Raw genomic sequence first — 22,995 nt, 5'->3', positions numbered from 1 at the left:
ATCACTGCTCCATCATCTCCGGGTCCATCACCGGCATTTTTGGCGTACCCGGTGGTGTCACTTTCAGCAGCACCGCCAGGTGTCCGCCATCGAGGAAGGTCAGCTGGCCGCCCTTGACGTTGCTGTTGCTCTGCTTGAACTGCTCGCTTTGCAGCACGCTGCCGTTGCCGTCCAGCTGGTTGACCCAGAAGTTGGCCTCCACCGCGATGAAGCGGCCCTCGGCGATGCTCAGGTTGCCTTCGATGGGGAAGTGGCCGAACTGCTCGGTGCCTTCGCCCAAGGCGATGCGGCTGGGCTCGCTGCCCACTTGCTGCTGCCAGGCCTTGTGCAGCAGCACGGTGTAGTCGGCGGTGGCTTCCAGGCGGGTGGCTTCGTCTTCCAGCGCCGGGCGACGCTCTGCGTCCTTCTCCAGGCGTGGTGCGCCGGCGCTCCAGTCTTCGGGGGCGAACGGGCTGGTGAAGGCGGGCACGCTGTTCTGCCGCACCAGGATCATTTCTACCTGATACAGGCCTTCGGCGAAGGCGGCCGGGGCGAACAGCGCCAGCAGCAGGGTCAGGCAACGGATGGCACGCATGGATCTTCCTTAGGCAGGCTGTGGGGTCAGGCGCTCGAACAGCGCCTCCAGGGTATTGAAGCGTTCGTCGGGGCGTTCCATGGGTACCAGGAAGCGGAACTGGGTGGCGCCTTCGAACTTGTAGCGTTTGGGCTGGCCCTGAATCAGCTTGATCAGGGTCAGCGGGTCGACCGGGGTCTCGGCCTCGAACTCGATCTTGCCACCGTTGGGGCCGGCGTCGACTTTCTTGATGCCGAGCTTTTCCGCGTGCAGCTTGAGCGAGGTCAGGCGCATCAGGTTCTTGGTCGGCTCGGGCAACAGGCCGAAGCGGTCGATCATTTCCACCTGCAGGTCCTTGAGGCCTTCTTCGTCGGCAGCCGAGGCAATGCGCTTGTACAGGATCAGCCGCGCATGCACGTCGGGCAGGTAGTCCTCGGGGATCAGTGCCGGCAGGCGCAGGTTGATTTCCGGGCCGCCGCCCAGCGGCTGTTCAAGGTTGGGCTGGGTGCCCTTGCGAATCGCCTTGACCGCTCGCTCGAGCATTTCCATGTACAGGGTAAAGCCCACCGCCTGGATCTGCCCGCTCTGGCCTTCGCCCAGCAGCTCGCCGGCGCCACGAATCTCCAGGTCGTTGGTGGCCAACACGAAGCCGGCACCGAGGTCCTGGGTGTTGGCGATCGCCTCCAGGCGTTTTTCGGCGTCGGCGCTGACCTTCTGCCGGGTTGGCGTCAGCAGGTAGGCGTAGGCCTGGTGGTGGCTACGGCCAACCCGGCCGCGCAGCTGGTGCAGCTGGGCCAGGCCGAACTTGTCGGCGCGTTCGATGACGATGGTGTTGGCGCTGGGCACGTCGATGCCGGTTTCGATGATGGTCGAGGCCACCAGCACGTTGAAGCGCTTGTGGTAGAAGTCGCTCATCACCTGTTCCAGCTCGCGCTCGCGCATCTGCCCGTGGCCGATGCCGATGCGCGCCTCGGGCACCAGTTCGGCAAGGTCGGCGGCGCATTTTTCGATGGTTTTCACATCGTTGTGCAGGTAGTACACCTGGCCACCACGCAGCAGCTCACGCAGCAGTGCCTCCTTGACCGTGCTCTTGTTCTGCTCCATGACGAAGGTGCGTACCGACAGGCGGCGCGCTGGCGGCGTGGCGATGATCGACAGGTCGCGCATGCCCGCCACCGCCATGTTCAGCGTACGCGGGATCGGCGTGGCGGTGAGGGTGAGGATGTCCACCTCGCTGCGCAGGGCCTTGAGCTGTTCCTTCTGACGCACGCCAAAGCGGTGCTCTTCGTCGATGATGGCCAGGCCCAGGTCCTTGAAGCGCACATCGTCTTGCAGCAGCTTGTGGGTGCCGATGAGGATGTCGATCTTGCCTTCGGCCAGCTCGGCGGCGGCGTTGGCCACTTCCTTGGCCGACTTGAAGCGGCTCATCACCTCCACGGTCACCGGCCAGTCGGCAAAGCGGTCGCGGAAGCTGTTGTAGTGCTGCTGGGCGAGCAGGGTGGTGGGCACCAGTACGGCCACCTGGCGGCCGCTGTGCACGGCGATGAACGCCGCGCGCATGGCCACTTCTGTCTTGCCGAAGCCGACATCGCCGCACACCAGGCGGTCCATCGGCTTGGGCGCCAGCATGTCGGCGCGCACGGCTTCGATGGCAGCCTGCTGGTCCGGGGTTTCCTCGAACGGGAAGCCGGCGCTGAAGGTGGCGTAGTCGGCGGACGGGTCGGCAAATGCATAGCCCTTGCGCGCGGCGCGGCGGGCATAGATGTCGAGCAGTTCGGCGGCCACGTCGCGCACCTGTTCGGCGGCCTTGCGCTTGGCCTTCTGCCAGGCCTCCGAGCCAAGCCGGTGCAGCGGTGCCAGTGCATCGTCGCTGCCGGTGTAGCGGGCGATCAGGTGCAGGTTGGCCACCGGCACGTACAGTTTGGCGCCCTCGGCGTATTCCAGGGTGAGGAATTCGGCGGCCTGGCCGTCGATTTCCAGGGTGGCCAGGCCCAGGTAGCGGCCCACGCCATGGTCGATGTGCACCACCGGCGCGCCTTCGCGCAGCTCGGTCAGGTTCTTGATCACCGCGTCGTTGGCGGTTTCGCCGCGCTTGTCGCGGCGCCGGCGCTGCATGACCCGCTGGCCGAACAGAGGGCTTTCGGCCACCAGTGCAATGGCTGGGTCGTCCAGCAGCAGCCCTTCGTCCAGCGGGGCGATGGTGATTGCCAGCCGTTCGCTGCCGGTGATGAAGTCGGCCCAGCCGTCGACGGTGTGCGGGCGCAGTTTCAGCCGTTCGAGCAGCTCCAGCAGCACTTCGCGGCGGCCTGCCGATTCGGCGGTGAACAAAACCCGGCCGGGGAACTGGTCGAGGAAATTGGCCAGTTCGGCCAAGGGCTGGTTGGCCTTGGCCTCGATTGCCAGGTTGGGAAGGGGGCGCGCCGGGAAGCGCTCGCGGCCCACGCCGGGGTCGAGGTCTTCGGTGCTGACCACTACCCGTGGCCATTGCTTGAGCCGGGCAAAGCAGTCTTCAACCGGCAGGAACAGCTCGGCCGGCGGCAGCAGCGGCCGGCTCAGGTCGCCACGGCGGTCTTCATAACGCCCGCGCACGTCGTTCCAGAAGTGTTCGGCGGCCTGTTCCACGCCGGGCAGCGAGAACACCTGGGTGTCGGCCGGCAGGTAGTCGAACAGGGTCGAGGTTTCTTCGAAGAACAGTGGCAGGTAGTACTCGATGCCGGCGGGGATGATGCCGCTGGCCAGGTCCTGGAAGATCGCGCTGCGGCGGAAATCGACATCGAAGCGTGCGCGGAAGCGCGCCTTGAAGCGGGTCACTTCCTCTTTCTGCATCGGGAACTCGCGCGCCGGCAGCAGGCGCACCGAATCCACCTTGTCGATCGAACGTTGGGTCTCGGGGTCGAAGGTGCGCAGCGTCTCGATCTCGTCATCGAACAGGTCGATGCGGTAGGGCAGCTTGCTGCCCATCGGGAACAGGTCGATCAACGCGCCGCGCACGGCGAATTCGCCATGCTCGTAGACGGTGTCGACGCAGCGATAGCCACTGGCCTCCAGGCGCAGGCGCATCTGCTCCACGTCGATGGTCTGGCCCACGTCCAGCACCAGGCTGCTGCCCAGCAGGAAGCGGGTCGGCGCCAGGCGGTGCAGGGCGGTGGTGATCGGCACCACGAGGATGCCGTGGCTCAGCTCCGGCAGGCGGTAGAGGCTGGCGATGCGCTGGGAAATGATGTCCTGGTGCGGCGAGAACAGGTCGTAGGGCAGGGTTTCCCAATCGGGGAACGGCAGCACCGGCAAGTCCGGGGCAAAGAAGCGAAGTTCCTGTTCCAGACGATCGGCAGCCTGGCTGTCGGCAGTCAGCAGCAAAGTGAAGCGGCCCGCGCTGCTGGCGGCTTCGGCGATGGCCAGGCTGAGGGTGGCACCGGGTAGATTGCCCCAGGTTTGTTTGCCGGCTGTGGCCGACATTTGCGGTAGGCGCAGAACTGACACGGGAGATTGCACTCCAAGCGTTGCGGCAAAGAGGTCGATTGTACCGGTGACGGTGCCGGCTGTCAGGCTCGGAAGGGCGTGAACGCTGGCTTGCGTCGCCGCGACAGGCGCTCATTGCCCGTAACGCGTTGGGGCGTCATAATGTAGCCCCTTTTTTCTGTCCCTACATGTGGAAGGTTCCCGTGACTCAGAAGCCCGACCAGTGTCTTGGTGAGTGGATCGATCGTGAAGCCCTGGCTGAAGCGATGATCCCGCTTATCGGTCAGCTCTACCGCAACAACAACGTGGTGAGCTCGATTTATGGCCGTAGCCTGATCAACCGTTCGGTTATCTCGATCCTCAAGGCGCACCGCTTTGCGCGTCATCGTCAAACCGACGAAACCGAACTGTCCGTCCACGAGACATTCCCGCTGCTCAAGGCCATGAGCGAGCTGAAACTGGGCGCCGCTTCGGTCGACCTGGGCAAGCTGGCCAACAAGTTCAAGCAGCAAGGCAACGGCCGCACTGCCGAGCAGTTCGTCCGTGAAGAACTGGCCGAGGTGGTTGGCCAGCAGAACGCTTCGGCGCGCAAGGGCACTGACGTTGTCCTGTACGGCTTCGGCCGCATCGGCCGCCTGCTGGCGCGCATCCTGATCGAGAAGACCGGTGGCGGCGACGGCCTGCGCCTGCGCGCCATCGTCGTGCGCAAGGGCGCCGAGAACGACCTGGTCAAGCGTGCCAGCCTGCTGCGCCGTGACTCGGTGCACGGCCCGTTCGATGGCACCATCACCATCGACGAAGCCAACAACACCATCACTGCCAACGGCAACCTGATCCAGGTCATCTACGCCAAGAGCCCGAGCGAAGTCGACTACACCCAGTACGGCATCGAAAACGCGCTGATCGTCGACAACACCGGCGTATGGCGTGATGCCGACGGCCTGGGCCAGCACCTGGCCTGCCCGGGCGCTGCCCGCGTGATCCTCACCGCACCTGGCAAGGGCGCGCTGAAGAACATCGTGCACGGCATCAACCACGGTGACATCGCTGCCGATGACAAGATCATCTCGGCCGCTTCCTGCACCACCAACGCCATCGTGCCGGTGCTCAAGGCCATCAACGACCAGTACGGCATCGTCAACGGCCACGTCGAAACCGTTCACTCGTTCACCAACGACCAGAACCTGATCGACAACTTCCACAAGGGCAGCCGCCGTGGCCGTGCCGCGCCGCTGAACATGGTCATCACCGAAACCGGCGCCGCCACTGCTGCCGCCAAGGCACTGCCAGTGCTGAAAGGCAAGCTGACCGGCAACGCCATTCGCGTACCGACGCCGAACGTTTCGATGGCCATCCTCAACCTGAACCTCGAGAAGGCCACCAGCCGCGACGAGATCAACGAGTACCTGCGCCAGACCGCCATGCACTCGGAACTGCACAAGCAGATCGATTACGTCAGCTCGCAGGAAGTGGTTTCGACCGACTTCGTAGGTTCGCGCCACGCTGGTGTGGTTGACGCCGAAGCGACCATCTGCAACGACAACCGCGTTGTTCTGTACGTCTGGTACGACAACGAATTCGGTTACAGCTGCCAGGTGGTTCGTGTGATGGAAGAGATGGCCGGTGTGAACCCGCCAGCGTTTCCGCACTGATGCGCTTGTAAGGCAATGAAAAAACGGGAACCTTCGGGTTCCCGTTTTTTTTGCCTGATTAACTGATCGGGCATTTACTGTGCCTGTACTGGCCCTTTCGCGGGCACGCCCGCTCCCACAGGGATATCACAGGGCTGGAGGGCAGTGGGGTACCTGTGGGAGCGGGCGTGCCCGCGAAAGGGCCAGTACAGACATTCGAGATCTCGGTATTGCGCGCATTTCTTTGTTTCTTGCTGATGCTGCTCACCGCCTGCGACCAGGGTCCCACCCTGGAGCGCCTGGGCGGCCCGACCATGGGCAGCAGCTACAGCATCCAGTACGTGCGCGAACCCGGCGGCCCGGCGCCGGTCCAGGTGCGGGCGGCAGTCGAAACCATTCTGCACGACATCGACCAGCACTACTCGACCTACCGCGGCGACTCCACCGTCAGCCGTTTCAACCAGTTGCCCGCCAACCAGTGCCAGGTCCTGCCGCCCGACATGCTCGAACTGGTCAGCCTTGGTCAGCACCTGGCCGAGCAGAGCGACGGCGCCTTCGACCTTACCGTCGAACCCTTGCTCGACCTGTGGGGGTTCGGCCCCCAGGCCCGCCACGAGCAGGTGCCCGACCCGCTGGCCCTGGCCCAGGTGCGTCAGCGCGTGGGCTACCGGCACTTGCACATCGACGGCCAGGCCTTGTGCAAGGACGCCCCGGTGCAACTCGACTTCAACAGCATTGCCGCCGGCCATGCGGTCGACCTGATCGCCGCGCGCCTGCAGGCCATGGGCGTAGCCAGCTTTGTCGCCGAAGCCACCGGCGAGCTCAAGGCCGCCGGCCACAAGCCCGATGGCAGCCCATGGCGCATCGCCCTGGAGCTGCCCCGCGAAGATCGCCAGATAGCCCGCCAGATCATCGCGGTCAATGGCCTTTCAGTATCAACCTCGGGTGACTATCGGCACTATTTCGAGGAGAATGGCCGGCGCTATTCGCACACCTTCGATGCTCGCCTCGGGCGCCCGGTGCAGCACGACCTGGCCGCGGTCACCGTGCTCGATGCCTCGGCGCTGCAGGCCGACGGCTATTCGACGCTGCTGTTGATCCTGGGCCCGGAACGTGGCTGGGATTTTGCCGTGGCGCATGACCTGGCCGCGGTATTGGTGACTCGGGCCGAGGGTGGCTTCGTCTCCCGAGCTACGCCCGCATTCGAACGGGCAGTGAAAGGCGAGTGAAAGCACAAGCAGGGATGATCGCCGCCAGGGAATGGTTCACACATGTAGTGCGGGCAAAATTGGCCTACGACGCGACCAAGGGTTAATGTGCGCGGCGTTCACGCTTGATTAGACTGCACCCGAATTTTCTCATGACGCCCCGGCGGCATGATCGCGCCCCGCGAGCGACCGTGGCTTGCGGGCCAGTTCTGAAGGAGTACGCATGGCTGTCTACAACTACGACGTAGTGGTGCTGGGTTCCGGCCCGGCCGGAGAAGGTGCGGCAATGAACGCCGCCAAAGCAGGGCGCAAGGTGGCGATGGTCGATAGCCGTCGCCAGGTCGGGGGCAACTGCACCCACCTGGGCACCATCCCGTCCAAGGCACTGCGTCACTCGGTGCGGCAGATCATGCAGTTCAACACCAACCCGATGTTCCGTGCCATCGGCGAGCCGCGCTGGTTCTCGTTCCCGGACGTGCTGAAAAGCGCCGAGAAGGTCATCGCCAAGCAGGTAGCGTCGCGCACCGGCTACTACGCGCGTAACCGCGTGGACGTGTTCGTCGGCACCGGCAGCTTCGCCGACGAGCAGACCGTCGAAGTGGTCTGCCCGAACGGTGTGGTGGAAAAGCTCAACGCCAAGCACATCATCATCGCCACTGGCTCGCGCCCGTACCGCCCGGCCGACATCGACTTCCACCACCCGCGCGTCTATGACAGCGACACCATCCTCAGCCTCAGCCACACTCCGCGCAAGCTGATCGTGTACGGTGCCGGCGTGATCGGTTGCGAATACGCCTCGATCTTCAGCGGCCTGGGTGTATTGGTAGAGCTAGTGGACAACCGTGGCCAGTTGCTGAGCTTCCTCGACTCGGAAATTTCCCAGGCGCTGAGCTACCACTTCAGCAACAACAACATCACCGTACGCCACAACGAAGAGTATGAGCGCGTCGAAGGCCTGGACAACGGGGTGATCCTGCACCTGAAGTCGGGCAAGAAGATCAAGGCCGACGCCTTGCTGTGGTGCAACGGCCGTACCGGCAACACCGACAAGCTGGGCCTGGAAAACATCGGCATCAAGGTCAACAGCCGCGGCCAGATCGAGGTCGACGAGGCCTACCGCACCAGCGTGCCGAACATATACGGTGCCGGCGACGTGATTGGCTGGCCGAGCCTGGCCAGTGCCGCCCATGACCAGGGCCGCTCTGCCGCTGGCAGCATCGTCGATAACGGCAGCTGGCGCTTCGTCAACGACGTGCCGACCGGCATCTATACCATTCCGGAGATCAGCTCGATCGGTAAGAACGAGCAGGAGCTGACCCAGGCCAAGGTGCCGTATGAAGTGGGCAAGGCCTTCTTCAAGAGCATGGCCCGTGCACAGATCGCAGGCGAGCCGCAAGGCATGCTGAAGATCCTGTTCCACCGCGAAACACTGGAAGTGCTGGGGGTACACTGCTTCGGCTACCAGGCTTCGGAAATCGTCCATATCGGCCAGGCAGTGATGAACCAGCCGGGCGAGCAGAACAACCTGAAATACTTCGTCAACACCACGTTCAACTACCCGACCATGGCCGAAGCCTATCGGGTAGCTGCCTACGACGGCCTGAACCGGCTTTTTTGAGCGGCTCCGACCGGTGGCCTGAGCCGGTCGGAGAGACCGATTTCAACCCTGCCCGAGGGTGGTCTTGGCCAAACCGGGAAAGTCTGTAATCAGGCTGTCCACGCCAAAATCAGCGAGCCGGCGCATCAGTGCCGGTTCGTTGACCGTCCACACCGACACGTGCAAACCCTGGCCCTGTGCTTTCAGCAGGCGCTCGGGGGTGCACAGTGTCCAGTTCAATGCCAGCAGATCGCAACCGTAGTTCTGCGCCACCTTCAGCGGGTCGAGCCAGGCGTATTCGGCGACCAGCCCGCGCTTGACGTCCGGCACCAGCTCCAGGGCGGCACCCAGTACTTCGCGTGAGCTGGAGGTGATGGTCACCTTGTCCAGCAGGCCGTACTGCTGGGCCAGCTCGCGGATCGCCAGCACGGTGGTGGCGGCACGGGTACGCGAGGCGCTTTTCACCTCCAGTTGCCAGTGCTCGAACGGGCACTTCTGGAACAGTTCCTCCAGTCTCGGGATCGGGCAGGGCTGGACATGGCCCGGGCCGCCCTTGCGGGCATCGATCTTGACCAGGTCTGCGGCCGGGTGCTCGACCACCTTGCCGCGTTTGCCGGTGGTGCGCTTGAGGGTAGGATCATGGATCACCATCAGCTCGTTGTCGGCCGACAGGTGCAGGTCAAGCTCGCAGCGGGTCACGCCATGGGCGAGGCATTGCTGGAAGCTCTTCAGGGTATTCTCGGGCGCTTCGCCCTTGGCGCCGCGGTGGCCGTAGATCAGGGTCACGTTCGTTCCTTCAAATCAGGGAAAAAATAGGCTCAGGAGGCGGGGTCGTTCTGTTCCAGCTGCTGGCGCCGTTGCTGCTGCTGGCGCTGCAGGATGTAGCGGGCCAGCAGTTGCCGTTGGGCGTCGGTCATGTCGGTGAATTCGGTGCCGACCTCGAAGCCGCCCTCCGGGCGCGGGTCGCAATGGGTAACCTTGCCGCGCAGCAGCAGGCCATGGGCGCGCGGCATCAGCACCATCTTCACCTTCACTCGGGAGCCGGGGGCCACCGCTGTGGCTTGCGCGAATTCGATGCCGCCCTCGGAAATGACCACCGGCTGGGGCTGGCCAACTTCGCCGATCAGGGTCTGGGCAACCACCGCGCTGAGCAGGTCGAGGCGCTTGTTCTGCGCACGCAGGAAGGCGGCAAGGGTGCGGTCCTTGTCGCTAAGCTGGCGCAGCAGGTGCTGCGACTCGAAGTCGGACAGGTGCAGTTCGCTGAGCAGGTTGAACAATGGCGAATCATCTTGCAACACATCTGGGTCAAGGGCTTCGGCCGCGCTGAGGGGGCTGATTTGAAGTGCGATCCGATCTTCGATGCGGTAGTATTCGCGGCGATCTTCTTCGTCTAATGTCGTCATGGCGAACCCAAGGTAGCGGCGGTGGTCCGAGTGTAAAGCCGCCGTAGGCGCCTCGCCACAAGGACGTTCCCTTTCATCCGAACAAGCCCCGACATGTTCAGACCTCTTTTCGCATTCATCGGCACGCGTTATACCCGTGCCAAACGTCGCAATCACTTCGTCTCGTTCATTTCCCTGACCTCGATGATCGGCCTCGCCCTGGGCGTGGTGGTGATGATCGTGGTGCTCTCGGTGATGAACGGTTTCGACCACGAGATGCGTACCCGCGTGTTGGGCATGATCCCCCATGCCACGCTGGAGAGCGGCCAGCCTATTGCCGACTGGCCGGCCCTTGCCCAACAAGTAAAGCAGAATCCGCAGGTGGTGGCGGTCGCGCCCTTCACCCAGATGCAGGGCCTGCTGACCCATGAAGGCAAGGTGCAGAAGGTGCTGCTCAACGGCATCGACCCGGCCCGCGAGCGCGAAGTGTCGATCATCGACAAGTTCGTCCTGCAGGGGCGCCTCGACCAGCTGGCGCCGGGCGAGTGGGGCATAATGATCGGCGACAAGGCCGCGGCCAAGCTGGGCGTGGGCATCGGCGACAAGCTCACCTTCGTCGCCCCCGAGGTCAGTGTGACCCCGGCCGGCATGTTCCCGCGCATGAAACGCTTCACCGTGGTCGGTACCTTCCATGTGGGCGCGGGCGAGATCGACGGCTACCTGGGCCTGACCAACATCAGCGACCTGTCCCGGCTGCACCGTTGGAAGCCCGACCAGGTCCAGGGCCTGCGCCTGAAGTTCGACGACCTGTTCCAGGCGCCACGGGTGGCCTGGGACATCGCCCAGCGCCTGGGTGAGCAAGAGTTCTACAGCCGTGACTGGACCCGTACCCACGGCAACCTGTACCAGGCGATCCGCATGGAAAAGGCCATGATCGGCCTGCTGTTGCTGCTGATCGTGGCGGTGGCGGCGTTCAACATCATTTCCACCCTGGTGATGGTGGTCAACGACAAGCGTGGCGACATCGCCATCCTGCGTACCCTGGGCGCCACGCCCGGGCAGATCATGCTCATCTTCATGGTCCAGGGCACGGTTATCGGGGTGATCGGTACCCTGATCGGCGCCGTGGTCGGGATCGTCGCCGCGCTGAACGTGAGCGCGGTGATCGCCGGCATCGAGAAACTGATCGGGCACAAGTTCCTCAACGCCGATGTGTATTTCATCGATTACCTGCCGTCGCAGATCCAGGCCCAGGACGTGTACATGGTCTGTGGTGCGGCACTGGTCCTGAGTTTCTTCGCCACCCTGTACCCGGCCTGGCGTGCGGCCCGCACCCAGCCTGCAGAGGCGCTACGTTATGAGTGAGTCGCGCATGAGTGATAAAGCCGTTCTGAGTTGCCGCAACCTGGGCAAGTCCTACGACGAGGGCCCGGAATCGGTGCAGGTGCTGTCCGGGCTCAACCTCGAGCTGCACGCCGGTGAGCGGGTAGCCATCGTGGGCAGCTCCGGCTCGGGCAAGAGTACCTTGCTGAACCTGCTGGGCGGCCTCGACCGGCCGACCCAGGGCAGCGTCTGGCTGGCCGGGGAGGAGCTGTCGGCGCTGGGCGAGCGTGCCCGTGGCCTGTTGCGCAACCGCGAGCTGGGCTTTGTCTACCAGTTTCACCACCTGCTGCCGGAATTCACTGCCATCGAGAACGTGTGCATGCCGTTGCTGATCGGCCGCACGCCCATCCCCGAGGCCCGTGAGCGTGCCGAGGCGCTGCTCAAGCGCGTGGGCCTGTCCCACCGTTTCAACCACAAGCCGGCCGAGCTGTCCGGTGGTGAGCGCCAGCGGGTGGCAATTGCCCGGGCACTGGTCAACCGCCCCGGCCTGGTAATGCTCGACGAGCCGACCGGCAACCTCGACCACCACACCGCCCAGGGCATTCAGGAGTTGATGCAGGAACTGTCCAGCGCGTCGCGCACGGCATTCCTGGTGGTCACCCACGATCTCAACCTGGCGCGCCAGATGGACCGTGTATTGAAGCTCGACGACGGCCACCTGGTGGCGATCTGATCGACTGCACGGGGTGGCCGGTGCCGCCCCGTTTTCCTGTTTTCATTGGGTGATTTCGTACATGTTCAGACCCTTGCCCATCTTCATCGGTGCGCGCTACACCCGAGCCAAGCGCCGCAACCACTTCATCTCGTTCATCTCGATGACCTCGATGATCGGCCTGTCGCTGGGTGTGCTGGCGATGATCGTGGTGCTGTCGGTGATGAACGGCTTCCAGCGCGAAATGAGTTCGCGCATCCTCGGCCTGGTACCGCATGCCGCCATCCTCGGCGTGCAACCGCTGGACGATTGGCACAAGGTGGCCGACGCGGCCATGCGCGACCCGGCGGTGATGGCGGCGGCGCCGATTACCGAAATGGAAGGCATGCTGTCGTACAAGGGCGCGATGCAGCCGATCCAGGTGGGCGGTATCGACCCGGCCGAAGAGGGCAAGGTCTCGATCGTCGGCCAGCATATCGTCCAGGGCCGCCTGCAGGACCTGCAGCCGGGTGAGTTCGGCGTGGTCATCGGTGAGCTGACTGCGCGGCGCTTCCGCCTGAACACCGGCGACAAGCTGACGCTGATCGTGCCGGAAATCAGCAAGGAGCCGGGCGGTATCACACCGCGCATGCAGCGCCTGACCGTGGTCGGCATCTTCAAGGTCGGCGCCGAACTGGATGGCTCGCAGGCTTACATTCATGTGGCCGATGCTGGCGCCATGCAGCGCTGGGCGCCGGGCCAGGTGCAGGGCGTGCGCCTGAAGCTGCACGACCTGTATGCCGCGCCGCAGGTGTCCAAGGCCATCGCTGCCGGGCTGGGCGATGCCTACCGGGCCGATGACTGGTCGCACACCCAGGGCAGCCTGTTCAGCGCCATGAAGATGGAAAAGACCATGATCGGCCTGCTGCTGATGATGATCATCGCGGTGGCGGCGTTCAACATCATCGCCACCCTGGTGATGGTGGTGAACGACAAGGGGCCGGACATCGCCATCCTGCGCACCCTGGGCGCCACGCCGGCGCAGATCATGGGCACGTTCATGGTCCAGGGCAGCCTGATCGGCATTGTCGGGACGCTGATCGGTGGCGTGCTGGGGGTAATTGCGGCGTTCAACGTCAGCCAGATCGTCGGTTGGCTGGAGCGGGTGAGCGGGCAGCACATCTTCACTTCGGATGTTTACTTCGTCAGCAGCTTGCCGTCGCAGCTGCAGTGGGGCGATGTGGCGATCATCTGCACTGCCGGGTTGGTGATGAGCTTCCTGGCGACCATTTACCCGGCTTATCGGGCATCGCAGGTGCAGCCGGCGATTGGTCTGGCGGTTTGAGTAACTGTTGAGGGCCTCATCGCCGGCAAGCCAGCTCCCACAGGATTGCATCAAGCCCAAGGCATGCGCTGTACCTGTGGGAGCTGGCTTGCCGGCGATGGGCTGCAAAGCAGCCCCGATGTCACCGGCCTTCAGTGAAATCGATCACGAATCGTGTCCAACCGTCCGCACACTCCGCCCTGATGTGCCCGCCATGGGCCTGCACGATCGACCGGGTAATCGCCAACCCCAACCCGGCATGCTCGCTACTGCCTTCCCGCCGCGCCGGGTCCACCCGGTAGAAGCGGTCGAACAGCCGCGGTAACGCCGCCGGCTCGATAGCCGCCCCGGTATTGGCCACACCAATCCTCGGCCCTGGCCCCAATGTCACCCGTATCTGCCCTCCCGCCGGGGTGAAGCGCAAGGCATTGTCCAGCAAGTTGGACAGCGCCCGGCGCAGCATATGCCGGTCGCCCCGCAGCAGCGCCTCACCCTCGCGCAGCATCTGCACGCCGCTGTCCTCTGCCAGCGGTGCGTAGTATTCAAGCAGCGCATCCACCTCCTCATGCAGCACCAGCGGTGCTTGCCCCGGCACCAGCAGGCCGTGGTCGGCCTTGGCCAGGAACAGCATGTCGTTGATCATCTGCGCCATCCATTGCAGCTCCTCGAGGTTGCCGTGCAGGGCTTCGCGGTACTCTTCGAGGCTGCGCGGGCGGGTGAGGGTGACCTGGGTATGGGTCAGCAGGTTGGACAGCGGCGTGCGCAGCTCGTGGGCAATGTCGGCAGAGAACGCCGACAGGCGCTGAAAGGCATCGTCCAGGCGCTGCAGCATGGCGTTCATGGCCGTCGCCAGCTCGGCCAGCTCTTCGGGCATCTGTGCCACCGGCAGGCGGGTGGTGAGCGAGCGCGCCGATACGCTGGCAGCCACCTGGCCCATCTGCCGCAAAGGGCGCAACCCGCGGCGTGCTGCCCAGGCACCGAGCAGGGCCGTGGCCAGTGCCGACAGGCCCACTGTCAGCCAGATCAGCCGTTGCATGCCCTGCAGGAAGTGCTGGTGATGGGTGATGTCGAGGTACAGGGTCAGTTGTGGCGACTGCGGGGCGCCTTGCGCCAGGTGCACGGCCAGGCTGCGGTAGTCGGTGCCTTGCGCATGCAAGGTAGCCAGCCCGTCGGGCAGCGCCCGTGGCAGGCCTGTACGGCTTTCGAACCAGGTGGCACCGTCGCTGCCGTTGATGCGCAGGGCCAGGTCGGCCTGGTGGCCCAGTTCATCGCGCAAGGCGGGCAGGCGCGCCTGCAGCTCGGCCGGGGTGGTGATGCCGGCCAGCTGGGTGCGGAACAGCGACAGGCGCGAGTCCAGCAGTTGCTGGTCCAGTTCGACGAAGTGCTGCTCGCTGGCCCGGCTGAATATCAGGCCGGCGCCGAGCGAGACCGTGGCGGTGCAGGCGGCGAACAGCAAGGCCAGGCGGCTGCCGAGGGAGACCCGGCGCATCACTCCGCGCGCTCTTCGAGTACATAACCCATGCCGCGTACGGTATGGATCAGCTTGTTGGAATGCGGGTCGTCGATCTTCAGGCGCAGGCGGCGGATCGCCACTTCGATCACATTGGTGTCGCTGTCGAAATTCATGTCCCACACCTGCGAGGCGATCAGCGATTTGGGCAGCACCTCGCCCTGGCGGCGCAGCAGCAGTTCAAGCAGGGCGAACTCCTTGGCGGTCAGGTCGATGCGCTGGCCGGCGCGCTCGGCGCGGCGGCGGATCAGGTCCAGGCGCAGGTCGGCCAGGCCCAGGGTCGTGTCCTGGTTGGGGCTGGTGCCTCGGCGCAGCAGGCTGCGCACCCGGGCCAGCAGTTCGGAGAAGGCGAACGGCTTGACCAGGTAATCATCGGCGCCCAGCTCCAGGCCGTGTACTCGGTCCTCCACGGCATCGCGAGCGGTGAGAAACAGCACCGGGGTGTCCAGGCCGGCCTGGCGCACGGCCTGGAGGATCTGCCAGCCGTCCCGGCCGGGCAGCATCACGTCGAGAATCAGCAGGTCGTGGTCGCCGGTCAGGGCGAGGAACTGGCCGGTCTCGCCATCGGTGGCCAGTTCGGTGGCGAAGCCAGCCTCGTTCAGGCCCTGGCTCAGGTACTGGCCGGTACGGGCCTGGTCTTCGACGATCAGCAGTTTCATTGGGTGAATTGACTCCAGCAAGCGGCGCAAAGCCCTGTGGGAGCGGGTTTGCCCGCGAAGAATTCAACACGGTGCATGGCACCGGCTTTGCCTGTGTTCGCGGGTGAACCCGCTCCTACTGGGGCTGGGTGATGCTGAGATGATACGTGACGATGCACCCGCTCGCCCCAAACTGACGAAGATGTAATCCCGCTGACTTGCGCTCCAAGGCGAGGTGCAAAACCGGTAGACTAGGGGCAATTTCGAACCTTCAGGTCAGTTTCCATGCATCCCGCTGCCGAACATTCCCCGCTGGGCAAGTCCAGCGAATACATTGCCACCTATTCCCCGGAGCTGCTGTTCCCGATCCCGCGTACCGCCAAGTGGGCCGAGCTGGGTGTTACTGCCCAGACCTTGCCGTGGCAGGGTGTGGATTACTGGAACTGCTTCGAGCTGAGCTGGCTGCTGCCTTCGGGCAAGCCGGTGGTGGCGATCGGCGAGTTCGCCATTCCCGCCGATTCGCCGAACATCATCGAGTCCAAGTCGTTCAAGCTGTACCTGAACTCGCTGAACCAGACGGTTTTCGCCTCGCCTGGCGAGCTGCAGGCGTGCCTGGAGAAAGACCTGTCCGCAGCCGCCGGCAAGCCGGTGGGCGTGAAAGTGCGCACCTTGGCCGAGGTCGAGGCCCAAGGCGTGGTGGCATTGCCGGGGCAGTGCATCGATGCGCTGGACGTTGCCATCAGCAACTACGAACAACCACAACCAGGGCTGCTGCGCTGCAACCCGGAGCAGCAGGTGGAAGAAACCCTGCACAGCCACCTGTTGAAGTCCAACTGCCCGGTCACCGGCCAGCCAGACTGGGGTAGCCTGGTGGTCGAGTACAAGGGCAGGGGGCTGGACCATGCCAGCCTGCTGACCTACCTGATCAGCTTCCGCCAGCATGCCGACTTCCACGAGCAGTGTGTGGAGCGGATCTATCTGGACTTGAAGAACCTGCTGCAGCCGGAGCATTTGACGGTGTATGCGCGCTATGTGCGCCGGGGTGGGCTGGATATCAATCCTTACCGCAGCACGGGGGCGATCAGCCCGGACAACAAGCGCCTGGTTCGGCAGTAAGGTTCGCAAGTACGCCGGGGGGGCGCTTCGCGCCCCTATCGCGACACAAGGCCGCTCCTACAGGTACAGCGCAAGCCTCAAATCTTGCGCTGTACCTGTAGGAGCGGCCTTGTGTCGCGATAGGGCCGCAAAGCGGCCCCAGTATTTCTAGATCCCCATGCTGTGCAGCGAGTTGGCAATGCTGCGCAGGGTAGCGGTGAGGTCGGGGTGTTCGGCCTCGAAGCGTTCGATCGCCAGGTTCACGCCGTCCACCAGGTTGTTGTCTGGCGTGGCTTCCTCAAGCTTCAGTTGCGCCTCGATCTGGCGCGCTTCTTCGTGCAGCGCGGCCAGTTCCTCGTCCGAAAGTGGCACGTTGCGGTCCAGTTGCTCGCGCAAGCTGTTCAGGCGCTCTTGCAATTCGCGGGCAGGCATTGGCAGTTCTCCATCAATGGCTTGGCAAGCCATGGACCTCAGCGAAGCGGCAAAGGTTCTGGCTTGTCTTCAGCGTAATCCACCTGCCGTTGCTTTGCATGATCCGCGTCAAGGGTGCTGTATCAGGGTTTTTCGCCCTTGCGCCGGCGTTGGGCAATGTCCTGCAGGCAGTTATCCAGCGCCTCCAGGTGGTCGATGACCGAGTGCACGCCCAGGCTGAACAGTTCCAGCGTCGCCTTGCCACGGGCCAGGTCCTGTTCCTGCGCCGTCATGGCTTGCCATTGCCGCGAGCTGCGGTCGCAGAACGGGCTGCAGGCGGCCAGCCCCACCGTCCACAGCCCCGCGTTCAGGCCAGACTGCAACAGGCGTGGGTCGCCGCTGACCAGCACGCAGCCGTCCAGGCGTTCGCTGTCCAGCGTCATCAGGGCTTGCCAGCAGGCATTTGGCGCCGGCCAGCGCACGCCGTTCACCGAATGCCCCGGCAGCCAGGCAGGCAGTACATGCGCAAGGCGCTTGCTCTGGGTGGCGTCGAGGTCGTCCAGCCAGATGCACGGCACCTTGCGCTGGCGCAGGCTGGCGAGGGTGGCCAGGGCGCCGGGTGCGGGCGAAGGGGCGCCATTGGCAGCTTGCACCAGGCAGCCGCGCAAGCCGAACAGCACAGCGGTGAAGGCGGGTGCAGCGTCCATGGCAACTTCCCTCAAATAGTCCGCAGGCTATTCGGCGATTGTTACCGCCCTGTGACAGCAGGCGCCACGCAACAGTTGTTCACAAAATATTGAGCAGTGATGTGTAAAGCTGTTTATCAGCCCGCAAGCCTCTATACTGCCGCCGTACAGCAGCGCACCCGTTTGCGCTTGCGGCCGAGAAATTCGATGGAGAAACACCTATGCGTAGGATCGGTGCCAGTGTGATCGAACGAGTCACCCAGGCCTGTGTCTGCGCCAGCATGCTGCTGGCGCCCGTGGCAGCCGCCCAGGCCGCCACCGAGGAAGATCCCTGGGAAGCGGTCAACCGCCCGATCTTCCGTTTCAACGATACCCTCGACACCTATGCCCTCAAGCCATTGGCCAAGGGCTACCAGGCGGTCACCCCGCAGTTCCTCGAAGATGGCATCCACAACATCTTCCGCAACCTGGGTGACGTGACCAACCTGGCCAACGACTTGCTGCAGTTCAAGCCCCATGCGGCGGGGGTGGACACGGCGCGGCTGATCGTCAACACCACCTTCGGCCTGGGCGGCTTCTTCGACGTGGGTACCAAGATGGGCCTGCAGCGAAACGACGAGGACTTCGGCCAGACCCTCGGCTATTGGGGCGTGCCGAGCGGCCCGTACGTGGTCATCCCGCTGCTGGGCCCGAGCACCGTGCGTGACGGCGTGGCCAAGTACCCGGATACCTATACCAAACCCTACCGCTACATCGACCATGTACCGACGCGCAACTCGATCTTCGCCCTGGACATCATCGACACCCGCGCCGACCTGCTCTCGGCAGAGAAGCTGATCCAAGGCGACAAGTACATCTTCATTCGCAACGCCTACCTGCAGAACCGCGAGTTCAAGGTGAAGGATGGCGAAGTCGAAGACGACTTCTGACCCACGGATCTGGGGCTGCTTTGCAGCCCCTGATTCAGTGCATCGCCAGGATCCGCAACCCGAACTTCTGCTGCCCGCCAGGCTGGTCGGCAATCCACACCACTTCGGTGCTGGCGTGCAGCCCCTTCAGCGCCGGGTGGTCGGACTCGATCCGTACCTCGATATGGTCCCCCACATGGAAGCGCTGCGGTGCCTGCACCTGCATGCCGCCGCTGGACAGGTCCAGGCACACTGCCGCGATCACCTGGCCTTCGTGCAGCAGGCTGACCTCGGTGTCGATGCGCATGCGGATGAAATCGCGTTTCTCGTCATGACTGGAGGGCGTGTGGGGCATGCTGCATCCTTCCCATCGGGTTGCGCTGGTCGACTTTCTTATAACTCCCGGTGATTTGGCCTGTAAAGTGCGTCGAGGTGAACCTTTGCATGCTTGAAACGCCTGCCGGATGGGAGTACCGTCTGCGCCTTACAAGGTCCCTCTGACAGTTGCCGGGCAAGTGTTCTTGTCCTACAACTCAAGTAGAGTGTGACCACAAAGAATTCCCGTAGCTGGCCGTCTGCCTTGCCGACACCGCTGCACCAACCCAAATCGGCGCCGTTCGCCCACATGCAGAAAACCAGTGCAACGCTGCTGATCATCGATGACGACGACGTGGTCCGTGCAAGCCTCGCCGCCTATCTTGAAGACAGTGGCTTCAGCGTCCTCCAGGCCAGCAATGGCCAGCAGGGGCTTCAGGTCTTCGAAGAACACCAGCCCGACCTCGTGATCTGCGATCTGCGTATGCCGCAGATGGGCGGCCTCGAGCTGATCCGTCAGGTCAGCGAGCGTGCCCCGCAGTTGCCGGTGATCGTGGTGTCCGGTGCCGGCGTCATGAGTGATGCGGTGGAAGCGTTGCGCCTGGGCGCTGCCGACTACCTGATCAAGCCGCTGGAAGACTTGGCCGTGCTCGAGCATTCGGTGCGCCGCGCCCTCGACCGTTCGCGCCTGGTGCTGGAAAACCAGCGCTACCGCGACAAGCTTGAAGCTGCCAACCGTGAACTGGAAGCCAGCCTGCACCTGCTGCAGGAGGACCAGACCGCCGGTCGCCAGGTGCAGATGAACATGCTGCCGGAAAGCCCTTGGGTGGCCGGCGATTTCGCCTTCGAGCACCAGATCATCCCTTCGCTTTACCTGTCGGGTGATTTTGCCGATTACTTCCGGGTGGACGAACGGCGCATCGCTTTCTACCTCGCCGATGTCTCCGGGCATGGTGCGTCGTCAGCGTTCGTCACCGTGCTGCTGAAATTCATGACCACACGGCTGTTGTTCGAATTCAAGCGCGGCAGCAAGATGCGCGAGTTCAAACCCTCGCAGGTGCTCAGCCACATCAACCGCGGGCTGATCAACTGCAAGCTGGGCAAGCACGTGACCATGGTTGGCGGGGTGATCGACGAAGACACCGGTCTGTTGACCTACGCCGTTGGCGGCCATCTGCCGCTGCCGGTGCTGCACACCCCCGAGCACACCCGCTACCTGGAAGGCCGCGGCCTGCCGGTGGGGTTGTTCGACGAGGCCACCTACCAGGACCTGGTAGTGGAGCTGCCGCCGCAGTTCAGCCTCAGCTTGATGTCCGATGGCATTCTGGACCTTTTGCCGGGTGACACGCTCAAAGATAAAGAAACCGCCCTGCCGGAAATCGTCAGGGCAGCAGGTGGCAGCCTGGATGGGCTGCGCCAACGATTTGGATTGGCTACGCTTGGGGAGATGCCGGATGATATCGCCCTATTGGTGTTGAGCAGGAACCTTCAATGAGTACCGGTAGAATCCAGTTCGCCGAGCAGAGTGGTACCTTCGTCCTGAAATTCGTCGGTGAAGTGCGCCTGACCCTGTGTTCGGCGCTGGATGCGACGATCGAGAAGATTTTCACCGCGTTGAACTTCTCGGCGATTGTCATCGACCTGACCGAAACCGAGAGCATCGACAGTACCACCCTGGGCCTGCTGGCCAAGCTGTCGATCCTGTCGCGTCAGAAGGTAGGCCTGTTGCCGACCGTGGTCACCACCAACCCGGACATTTCCCGGTTGTTGCAGTCGATGGGCTTCGATCAGGTGTTCAACATCGTCGATCGACCGATCCCTTGCCCGGAATGCCTGACCGACCTGCCGTCCCAGGACCAGAATGAGGACGTGGTGCGCTCCAAGGTGCTGGAGGCGCACAAGATCCTCATGGGCTTGAACGACTCCAACCGCGAAGCCTTCCATGACCTGGTCAATGCGCTGGAGCGGACCTGATCTTCAGCCTGTACCGGCCTCTTCGCGGGTAAACCCGCTCCCACAGGTTATGCACCCGTCTTGAGTTATGCACTTTGCCTGTAGGAGCAGCCTTGTGCTGCGAAGAGGCAGGTATGACGAAGATTTTGTGGCAGTGCCGGCCTCTTCACAGCACAAGGCTGCTCCTACAGGTACTGCGTTGCATTCAGAACCTGTGTTGCCCTGGTGGGAGCGGGTTTACCCGCGAAGAGGCCGGCAAAGCCAACACAAGCATTACCTGCCTGATCACCCCCGCCGCGCAAACTCAGTAGCCTCACCCCCACCCGCATCCAGCTGATACACCCGCGCCGGCCGACCCTGTTCATCGAAGAACACCTGCCCCAACCCCGCGCCATTCCACAACCGTTCGCCAGCCTTGCTATGGCTGGGCGTACGCGGCACTACCTCCATTTCCCGCCGCTTGGTAAACCAGTTGAGCGGCGAGCGCGGTGCATACAGCCAGCGGTTGAGCCGGTCGAGCACATCCAGCAGGCGCCGCGGGAATTCGTTCTTGATCCCGCTGCTGGTCACCTGCCACAAGTGCGGGCTGCGCTGGCGGTGGCGAATCAGCACTTCATAGACGAACGAGTAATGCACGTCGCCGGACAGCACCACGTAGTGCCCCGGCGTGCGCGAGTGGCGGAAGATGTTGAGGATGACCTGTGCTGCACCGCGATGAGCCATCCAGTTTTCGGCATCCACCAGCAAAGGGTAACCCAGCCAGCTGAACAGCTTCTGCACTGTCTCGATCAACTTCACGCCAAAAATCGGCGCAGGCGACACGATGATCGCCGACGGGTGGTCCAGCAATGCTTGCTGCAGCTCGCTCAGCGCCTCCCAGTCCAGCAGGCCGGACGGCTTTGCCAGGCTGCTTTCGCTGCGCCAGCGGCGGGTGCGGGTGTCCAGCACCAGCAAGGGTGGGTTGGTGGGCAGGCTGAACTGCCAGCCCTGGAAGCGCAGCAGCGCGCCGATCAGCTCATCCTGGGTCTGGTTGTTCAACGCCTGGCATTGCTCGACCAGGGGCTTGCAGCCCTGCGGATCGTTACCCCAGGCCTGGCACAGCAGGTAGCCGAGCAGGGCATTGCCGATGATCCGCCGCGAGAAGGGGTGGCCGTAGGCGGTTTCTTCCCACAGCGCCGAGAGGTTCCAGTCGTCGGTGATGTCGTGGTCGTCGAAGATCATCAGGCACGGCAGGTGGGCCATCACTCGCGCTACCTGGCCAAGGTTGTCGGCAAACGCCTGGATCAGCGGCAGTTCCTGGAGGTAACGGGCCTGGCGCGGGGCGGTAAGCCCATCGGGCATGTCCAGGTTCACCAGCTGCCAGGGCACTGGTGACCACACCAGCAGGTACATGGCCATGACCTCGGCGAAGGTCACCAGGTGGTTGTCGGCGTTGCTGGACGAGAAGATCGGCTTGCGCTTGCCGCCGAAAAAGCGCTCGCGCAGGGTTTCGTTGCGTTCCTGCGCCGGCAGCAGGTCGGCGCGGTGGTAATAGCAGGCCGGGTGCTGGTAGAGCGCCTGGCTGTCGGGCACCACCGCACCCTCCAGTTGCTCGTCGAACAGGCCCAGGCGCGCAATCAGGCTGTGGATGGCGCGCAGCATCGGGCCGGCGACGTCGTCAGCATAGACCTGGTCGCCGGTCATCAACAGCACGGCGGGCCGGTCCGCGGGGCTTTCGCAGGCCTGCAGCAGGCGGTCGGCGCAGAGCAGGCCATCGGCGGCCGGAAAATGCGGCTTGCGGCAGGAACCGTGCAGCAGGTGGTCGAGCCGATCGCGCAGCACCAGGCTTGGGCGCTGGGCGCCGGAGTAGAGAAGGTGCGGCGCCCAGCCGGCGATGCCCTGGCCGTTGATGAGCAGGTCATAGTCGAGCAGCTGGTTGCAGGGCAGGGGGTGGGTGAAGTAGATGTCCAGCAGGTGGATGAAGGCGTGCTGGCCCACCGTGACTACCTGGCAATCGACCCGGGCCTCGCTTGCCGGAAAGATGAATTCGGGTTGCAGTGGTTGCGTGGCGACCAGCCAGATGGCCAGGCGCTGAGGTTCCAGGCGGCGCAGTACCGGGCCGGCGAGTACGAGGGGCAATGGGGTAGAGGAGGTCATCGACAGCTCTGAGGGCTAACCGGCCCTATCGCCGGCAAGCCAGCTCCCACAGGTACAGCGCGGATCTCGAAGGCTGTGCAGTAACTGTGGGAGCAACTGTCTTGCTCAATTTCTAAAAGCTGGCGTGATCCCTGTGGGAGCGGGCTTGCCCGCGAACACGGGCGAAGCCCGTGCC

General features: G+C 63.9%; 20 protein-coding genes. 10 read left to right on the top strand and 10 right to left on the bottom strand.

The annotated features are described in order from the left end of the window. Position 1 precedes the first annotated feature (1 nt). Both IRZ77_RS20180 and mfd read right to left on the bottom strand, forming a co-directional pair. On the bottom strand, positions 2 to 574 hold the full coding sequence (locus IRZ77_RS20180) for a CsiV family protein (RefSeq protein ID WP_135003107.1): 573 nt from the start codon (positions 572 to 574) through the stop codon (positions 2 to 4). 9 nt (positions 575 to 583) lie between these two features. Further along, positions 584 to 4,033, bottom strand: a complete 3,450-nt coding sequence (mfd, locus tag IRZ77_RS20175; protein WP_196174268.1) for a transcription-repair coupling factor — start codon at positions 4,031 to 4,033, stop codon at positions 584 to 586. Between the two features lie 167 nt (positions 4,034 to 4,200). Here mfd and IRZ77_RS20170 point away from each other — a divergent pair, with 167 nt between their 5' ends. The 3 genes from IRZ77_RS20170 to sthA all read left to right on the top strand — a co-directional run bounded on the left by IRZ77_RS20170 (position 4,201) and on the right by sthA (position 8,469). Then, the gene (locus IRZ77_RS20170) at positions 4,201 to 5,664 is read left to right on the top strand and encodes a glyceraldehyde-3-phosphate dehydrogenase (RefSeq protein WP_196174267.1); all 1,464 of its coding nucleotides are present in this window, start codon (positions 4,201 to 4,203) and stop codon (positions 5,662 to 5,664) included. Positions 5,665 to 5,873: 209 nt separating this feature from the next. Then, positions 5,874 to 6,872 (top strand): FAD:protein FMN transferase, encoded by a 999-nt coding sequence (locus IRZ77_RS20165; protein WP_196174265.1) that lies wholly within the window; start codon positions 5,874 to 5,876, stop codon positions 6,870 to 6,872. A 202-nt stretch (positions 6,873 to 7,074) separates the two neighbouring features. After that, complete coding sequence (gene sthA / locus IRZ77_RS20160; protein WP_046615856.1) at positions 7,075 to 8,469, top strand: Si-specific NAD(P)(+) transhydrogenase; 1,395 nt, start codon at positions 7,075 to 7,077, stop codon at positions 8,467 to 8,469. A gap of 42 nt (positions 8,470 to 8,511) precedes the next feature. On the opposite strand, the gene IRZ77_RS20155 is transcribed toward sthA, so the two are convergent. Next, positions 8,512 to 9,234 carry a glycerophosphodiester phosphodiesterase gene (locus IRZ77_RS20155; protein ID WP_046615857.1) on the bottom strand — a complete coding sequence of 241 codons (723 nt, stop codon included), beginning with the start codon at positions 9,232 to 9,234 and terminating at the stop codon, positions 8,512 to 8,514. Positions 9,235 to 9,266: 32 nt separating this feature from the next. After that, positions 9,267 to 9,851 carry a PilZ domain-containing protein gene (locus IRZ77_RS20150; protein WP_085601679.1) on the bottom strand — a complete coding sequence of 195 codons (585 nt, stop codon included), beginning with the start codon at positions 9,849 to 9,851 and terminating at the stop codon, positions 9,267 to 9,269. A 93-nt stretch (positions 9,852 to 9,944) separates the two neighbouring features. On the opposite strand from IRZ77_RS20150, the gene IRZ77_RS20145 reads away from it, so the two are divergent. From IRZ77_RS20145 to IRZ77_RS20135, 3 genes are all read left to right on the top strand, one after another. Beyond that, on the top strand, positions 9,945 to 11,195 hold the full coding sequence (locus tag IRZ77_RS20145) for a lipoprotein-releasing ABC transporter permease subunit (protein ID WP_046615859.1): 1,251 nt from the start codon (positions 9,945 to 9,947) through the stop codon (positions 11,193 to 11,195). Positions 11,196 to 11,202: 7 nt separating this feature from the next. Next, positions 11,203 to 11,886 carry a lipoprotein-releasing ABC transporter ATP-binding protein LolD gene (gene lolD, locus IRZ77_RS20140; protein ID WP_178081810.1) on the top strand — a complete coding sequence of 228 codons (684 nt, stop codon included), beginning with the start codon at positions 11,203 to 11,205 and terminating at the stop codon, positions 11,884 to 11,886. Positions 11,887 to 11,947: 61 nt separating this feature from the next. After that, positions 11,948 to 13,189 (top strand): lipoprotein-releasing ABC transporter permease subunit, encoded by a 1,242-nt coding sequence (locus tag IRZ77_RS20135; RefSeq protein WP_085601690.1) that lies wholly within the window; start codon positions 11,948 to 11,950, stop codon positions 13,187 to 13,189. Between the two features lie 121 nt (positions 13,190 to 13,310). Here the strand turns inward: IRZ77_RS20135 and IRZ77_RS20130 are convergent, their stop codons facing one another. Both IRZ77_RS20130 and cinR read right to left on the bottom strand, forming a co-directional pair. Further along, positions 13,311 to 14,660 (bottom strand): heavy metal sensor histidine kinase, encoded by a 1,350-nt coding sequence (locus IRZ77_RS20130; protein WP_196174263.1) that lies wholly within the window; start codon positions 14,658 to 14,660, stop codon positions 13,311 to 13,313. Beyond that, positions 14,657 to 15,337 carry a two-component system response regulator CinR gene (gene cinR / locus IRZ77_RS20125; RefSeq protein WP_196174261.1) on the bottom strand — a complete coding sequence of 227 codons (681 nt, stop codon included), beginning with the start codon at positions 15,335 to 15,337 and terminating at the stop codon, positions 14,657 to 14,659. The genes IRZ77_RS20130 and cinR overlap by 4 nt, the downstream gene beginning before the upstream one ends. A 264-nt stretch (positions 15,338 to 15,601) precedes the next feature. Between cinR and queF the strand changes: the two genes are divergently transcribed. Beyond that, on the top strand, positions 15,602 to 16,432 hold the full coding sequence (queF, locus tag IRZ77_RS20120; RefSeq protein WP_085601676.1) for an NADPH-dependent 7-cyano-7-deazaguanine reductase QueF: 831 nt from the start codon (positions 15,602 to 15,604) through the stop codon (positions 16,430 to 16,432). A gap of 147 nt (positions 16,433 to 16,579) precedes the next feature. Here the strand turns inward: queF and IRZ77_RS20115 are convergent, their stop codons facing one another. Further along, entirely contained in the window at positions 16,580 to 16,843 is a 264-nt protein-coding gene (locus tag IRZ77_RS20115) for a DUF4404 family protein (RefSeq protein ID WP_039614141.1), read from the bottom strand. A gap of 122 nt (positions 16,844 to 16,965) precedes the next feature. Continuing rightward, positions 16,966 to 17,529 (bottom strand): phosphonoacetaldehyde phosphonohydrolase-related protein, encoded by a 564-nt coding sequence (locus IRZ77_RS20110; protein WP_108480066.1) that lies wholly within the window; start codon positions 17,527 to 17,529, stop codon positions 16,966 to 16,968. Positions 17,530 to 17,729: 200 nt separating this feature from the next. On the opposite strand from IRZ77_RS20110, the gene IRZ77_RS20105 reads away from it, so the two are divergent. After that, positions 17,730 to 18,437, top strand: coding sequence for an MlaA family lipoprotein (locus IRZ77_RS20105; protein ID WP_135002579.1), 708 nt, complete (start codon positions 17,730 to 17,732; stop codon positions 18,435 to 18,437). Between the two features lie 34 nt (positions 18,438 to 18,471). Here IRZ77_RS20105 and IRZ77_RS20100 read toward each other — a convergent pair whose 3' ends face one another. After that, positions 18,472 to 18,771 (bottom strand): PilZ domain-containing protein, encoded by a 300-nt coding sequence (locus tag IRZ77_RS20100; protein WP_108480065.1) that lies wholly within the window; start codon positions 18,769 to 18,771, stop codon positions 18,472 to 18,474. A gap of 270 nt (positions 18,772 to 19,041) precedes the next feature. Here IRZ77_RS20100 and rssB point away from each other — a divergent pair, with 270 nt between their 5' ends. After that, entirely contained in the window at positions 19,042 to 20,226 is a 1,185-nt protein-coding gene (gene rssB, locus IRZ77_RS20095; protein WP_046615868.1) for a two-component system response regulator RssB, read from the top strand. Beyond that, positions 20,223 to 20,705 carry an anti-sigma factor antagonist RssC gene (rssC, locus tag IRZ77_RS20090; protein WP_013971741.1) on the top strand — a complete coding sequence of 161 codons (483 nt, stop codon included), beginning with the start codon at positions 20,223 to 20,225 and terminating at the stop codon, positions 20,703 to 20,705. The genes rssB and rssC overlap by 4 nt, the downstream gene beginning before the upstream one ends. 264 nt (positions 20,706 to 20,969) lie before the next feature. On the opposite strand, the gene IRZ77_RS20085 is transcribed toward rssC, so the two are convergent. Then, the gene (locus IRZ77_RS20085) at positions 20,970 to 22,820 is read right to left on the bottom strand and encodes an alkaline phosphatase D family protein (protein ID WP_196174260.1); all 1,851 of its coding nucleotides are present in this window, start codon (positions 22,818 to 22,820) and stop codon (positions 20,970 to 20,972) included. Between the last annotated feature and the right edge of the window lie 175 nt (positions 22,821 to 22,995).

The sequence above is a fragment of the Pseudomonas pudica genome, assembly GCF_015680405.1.
Classification (GTDB): domain Bacteria; phylum Pseudomonadota; class Gammaproteobacteria; order Pseudomonadales; family Pseudomonadaceae; genus Aquipseudomonas; species Aquipseudomonas pudica.
This window is presented reverse-complemented; position numbering and strand designations above follow the sequence as displayed.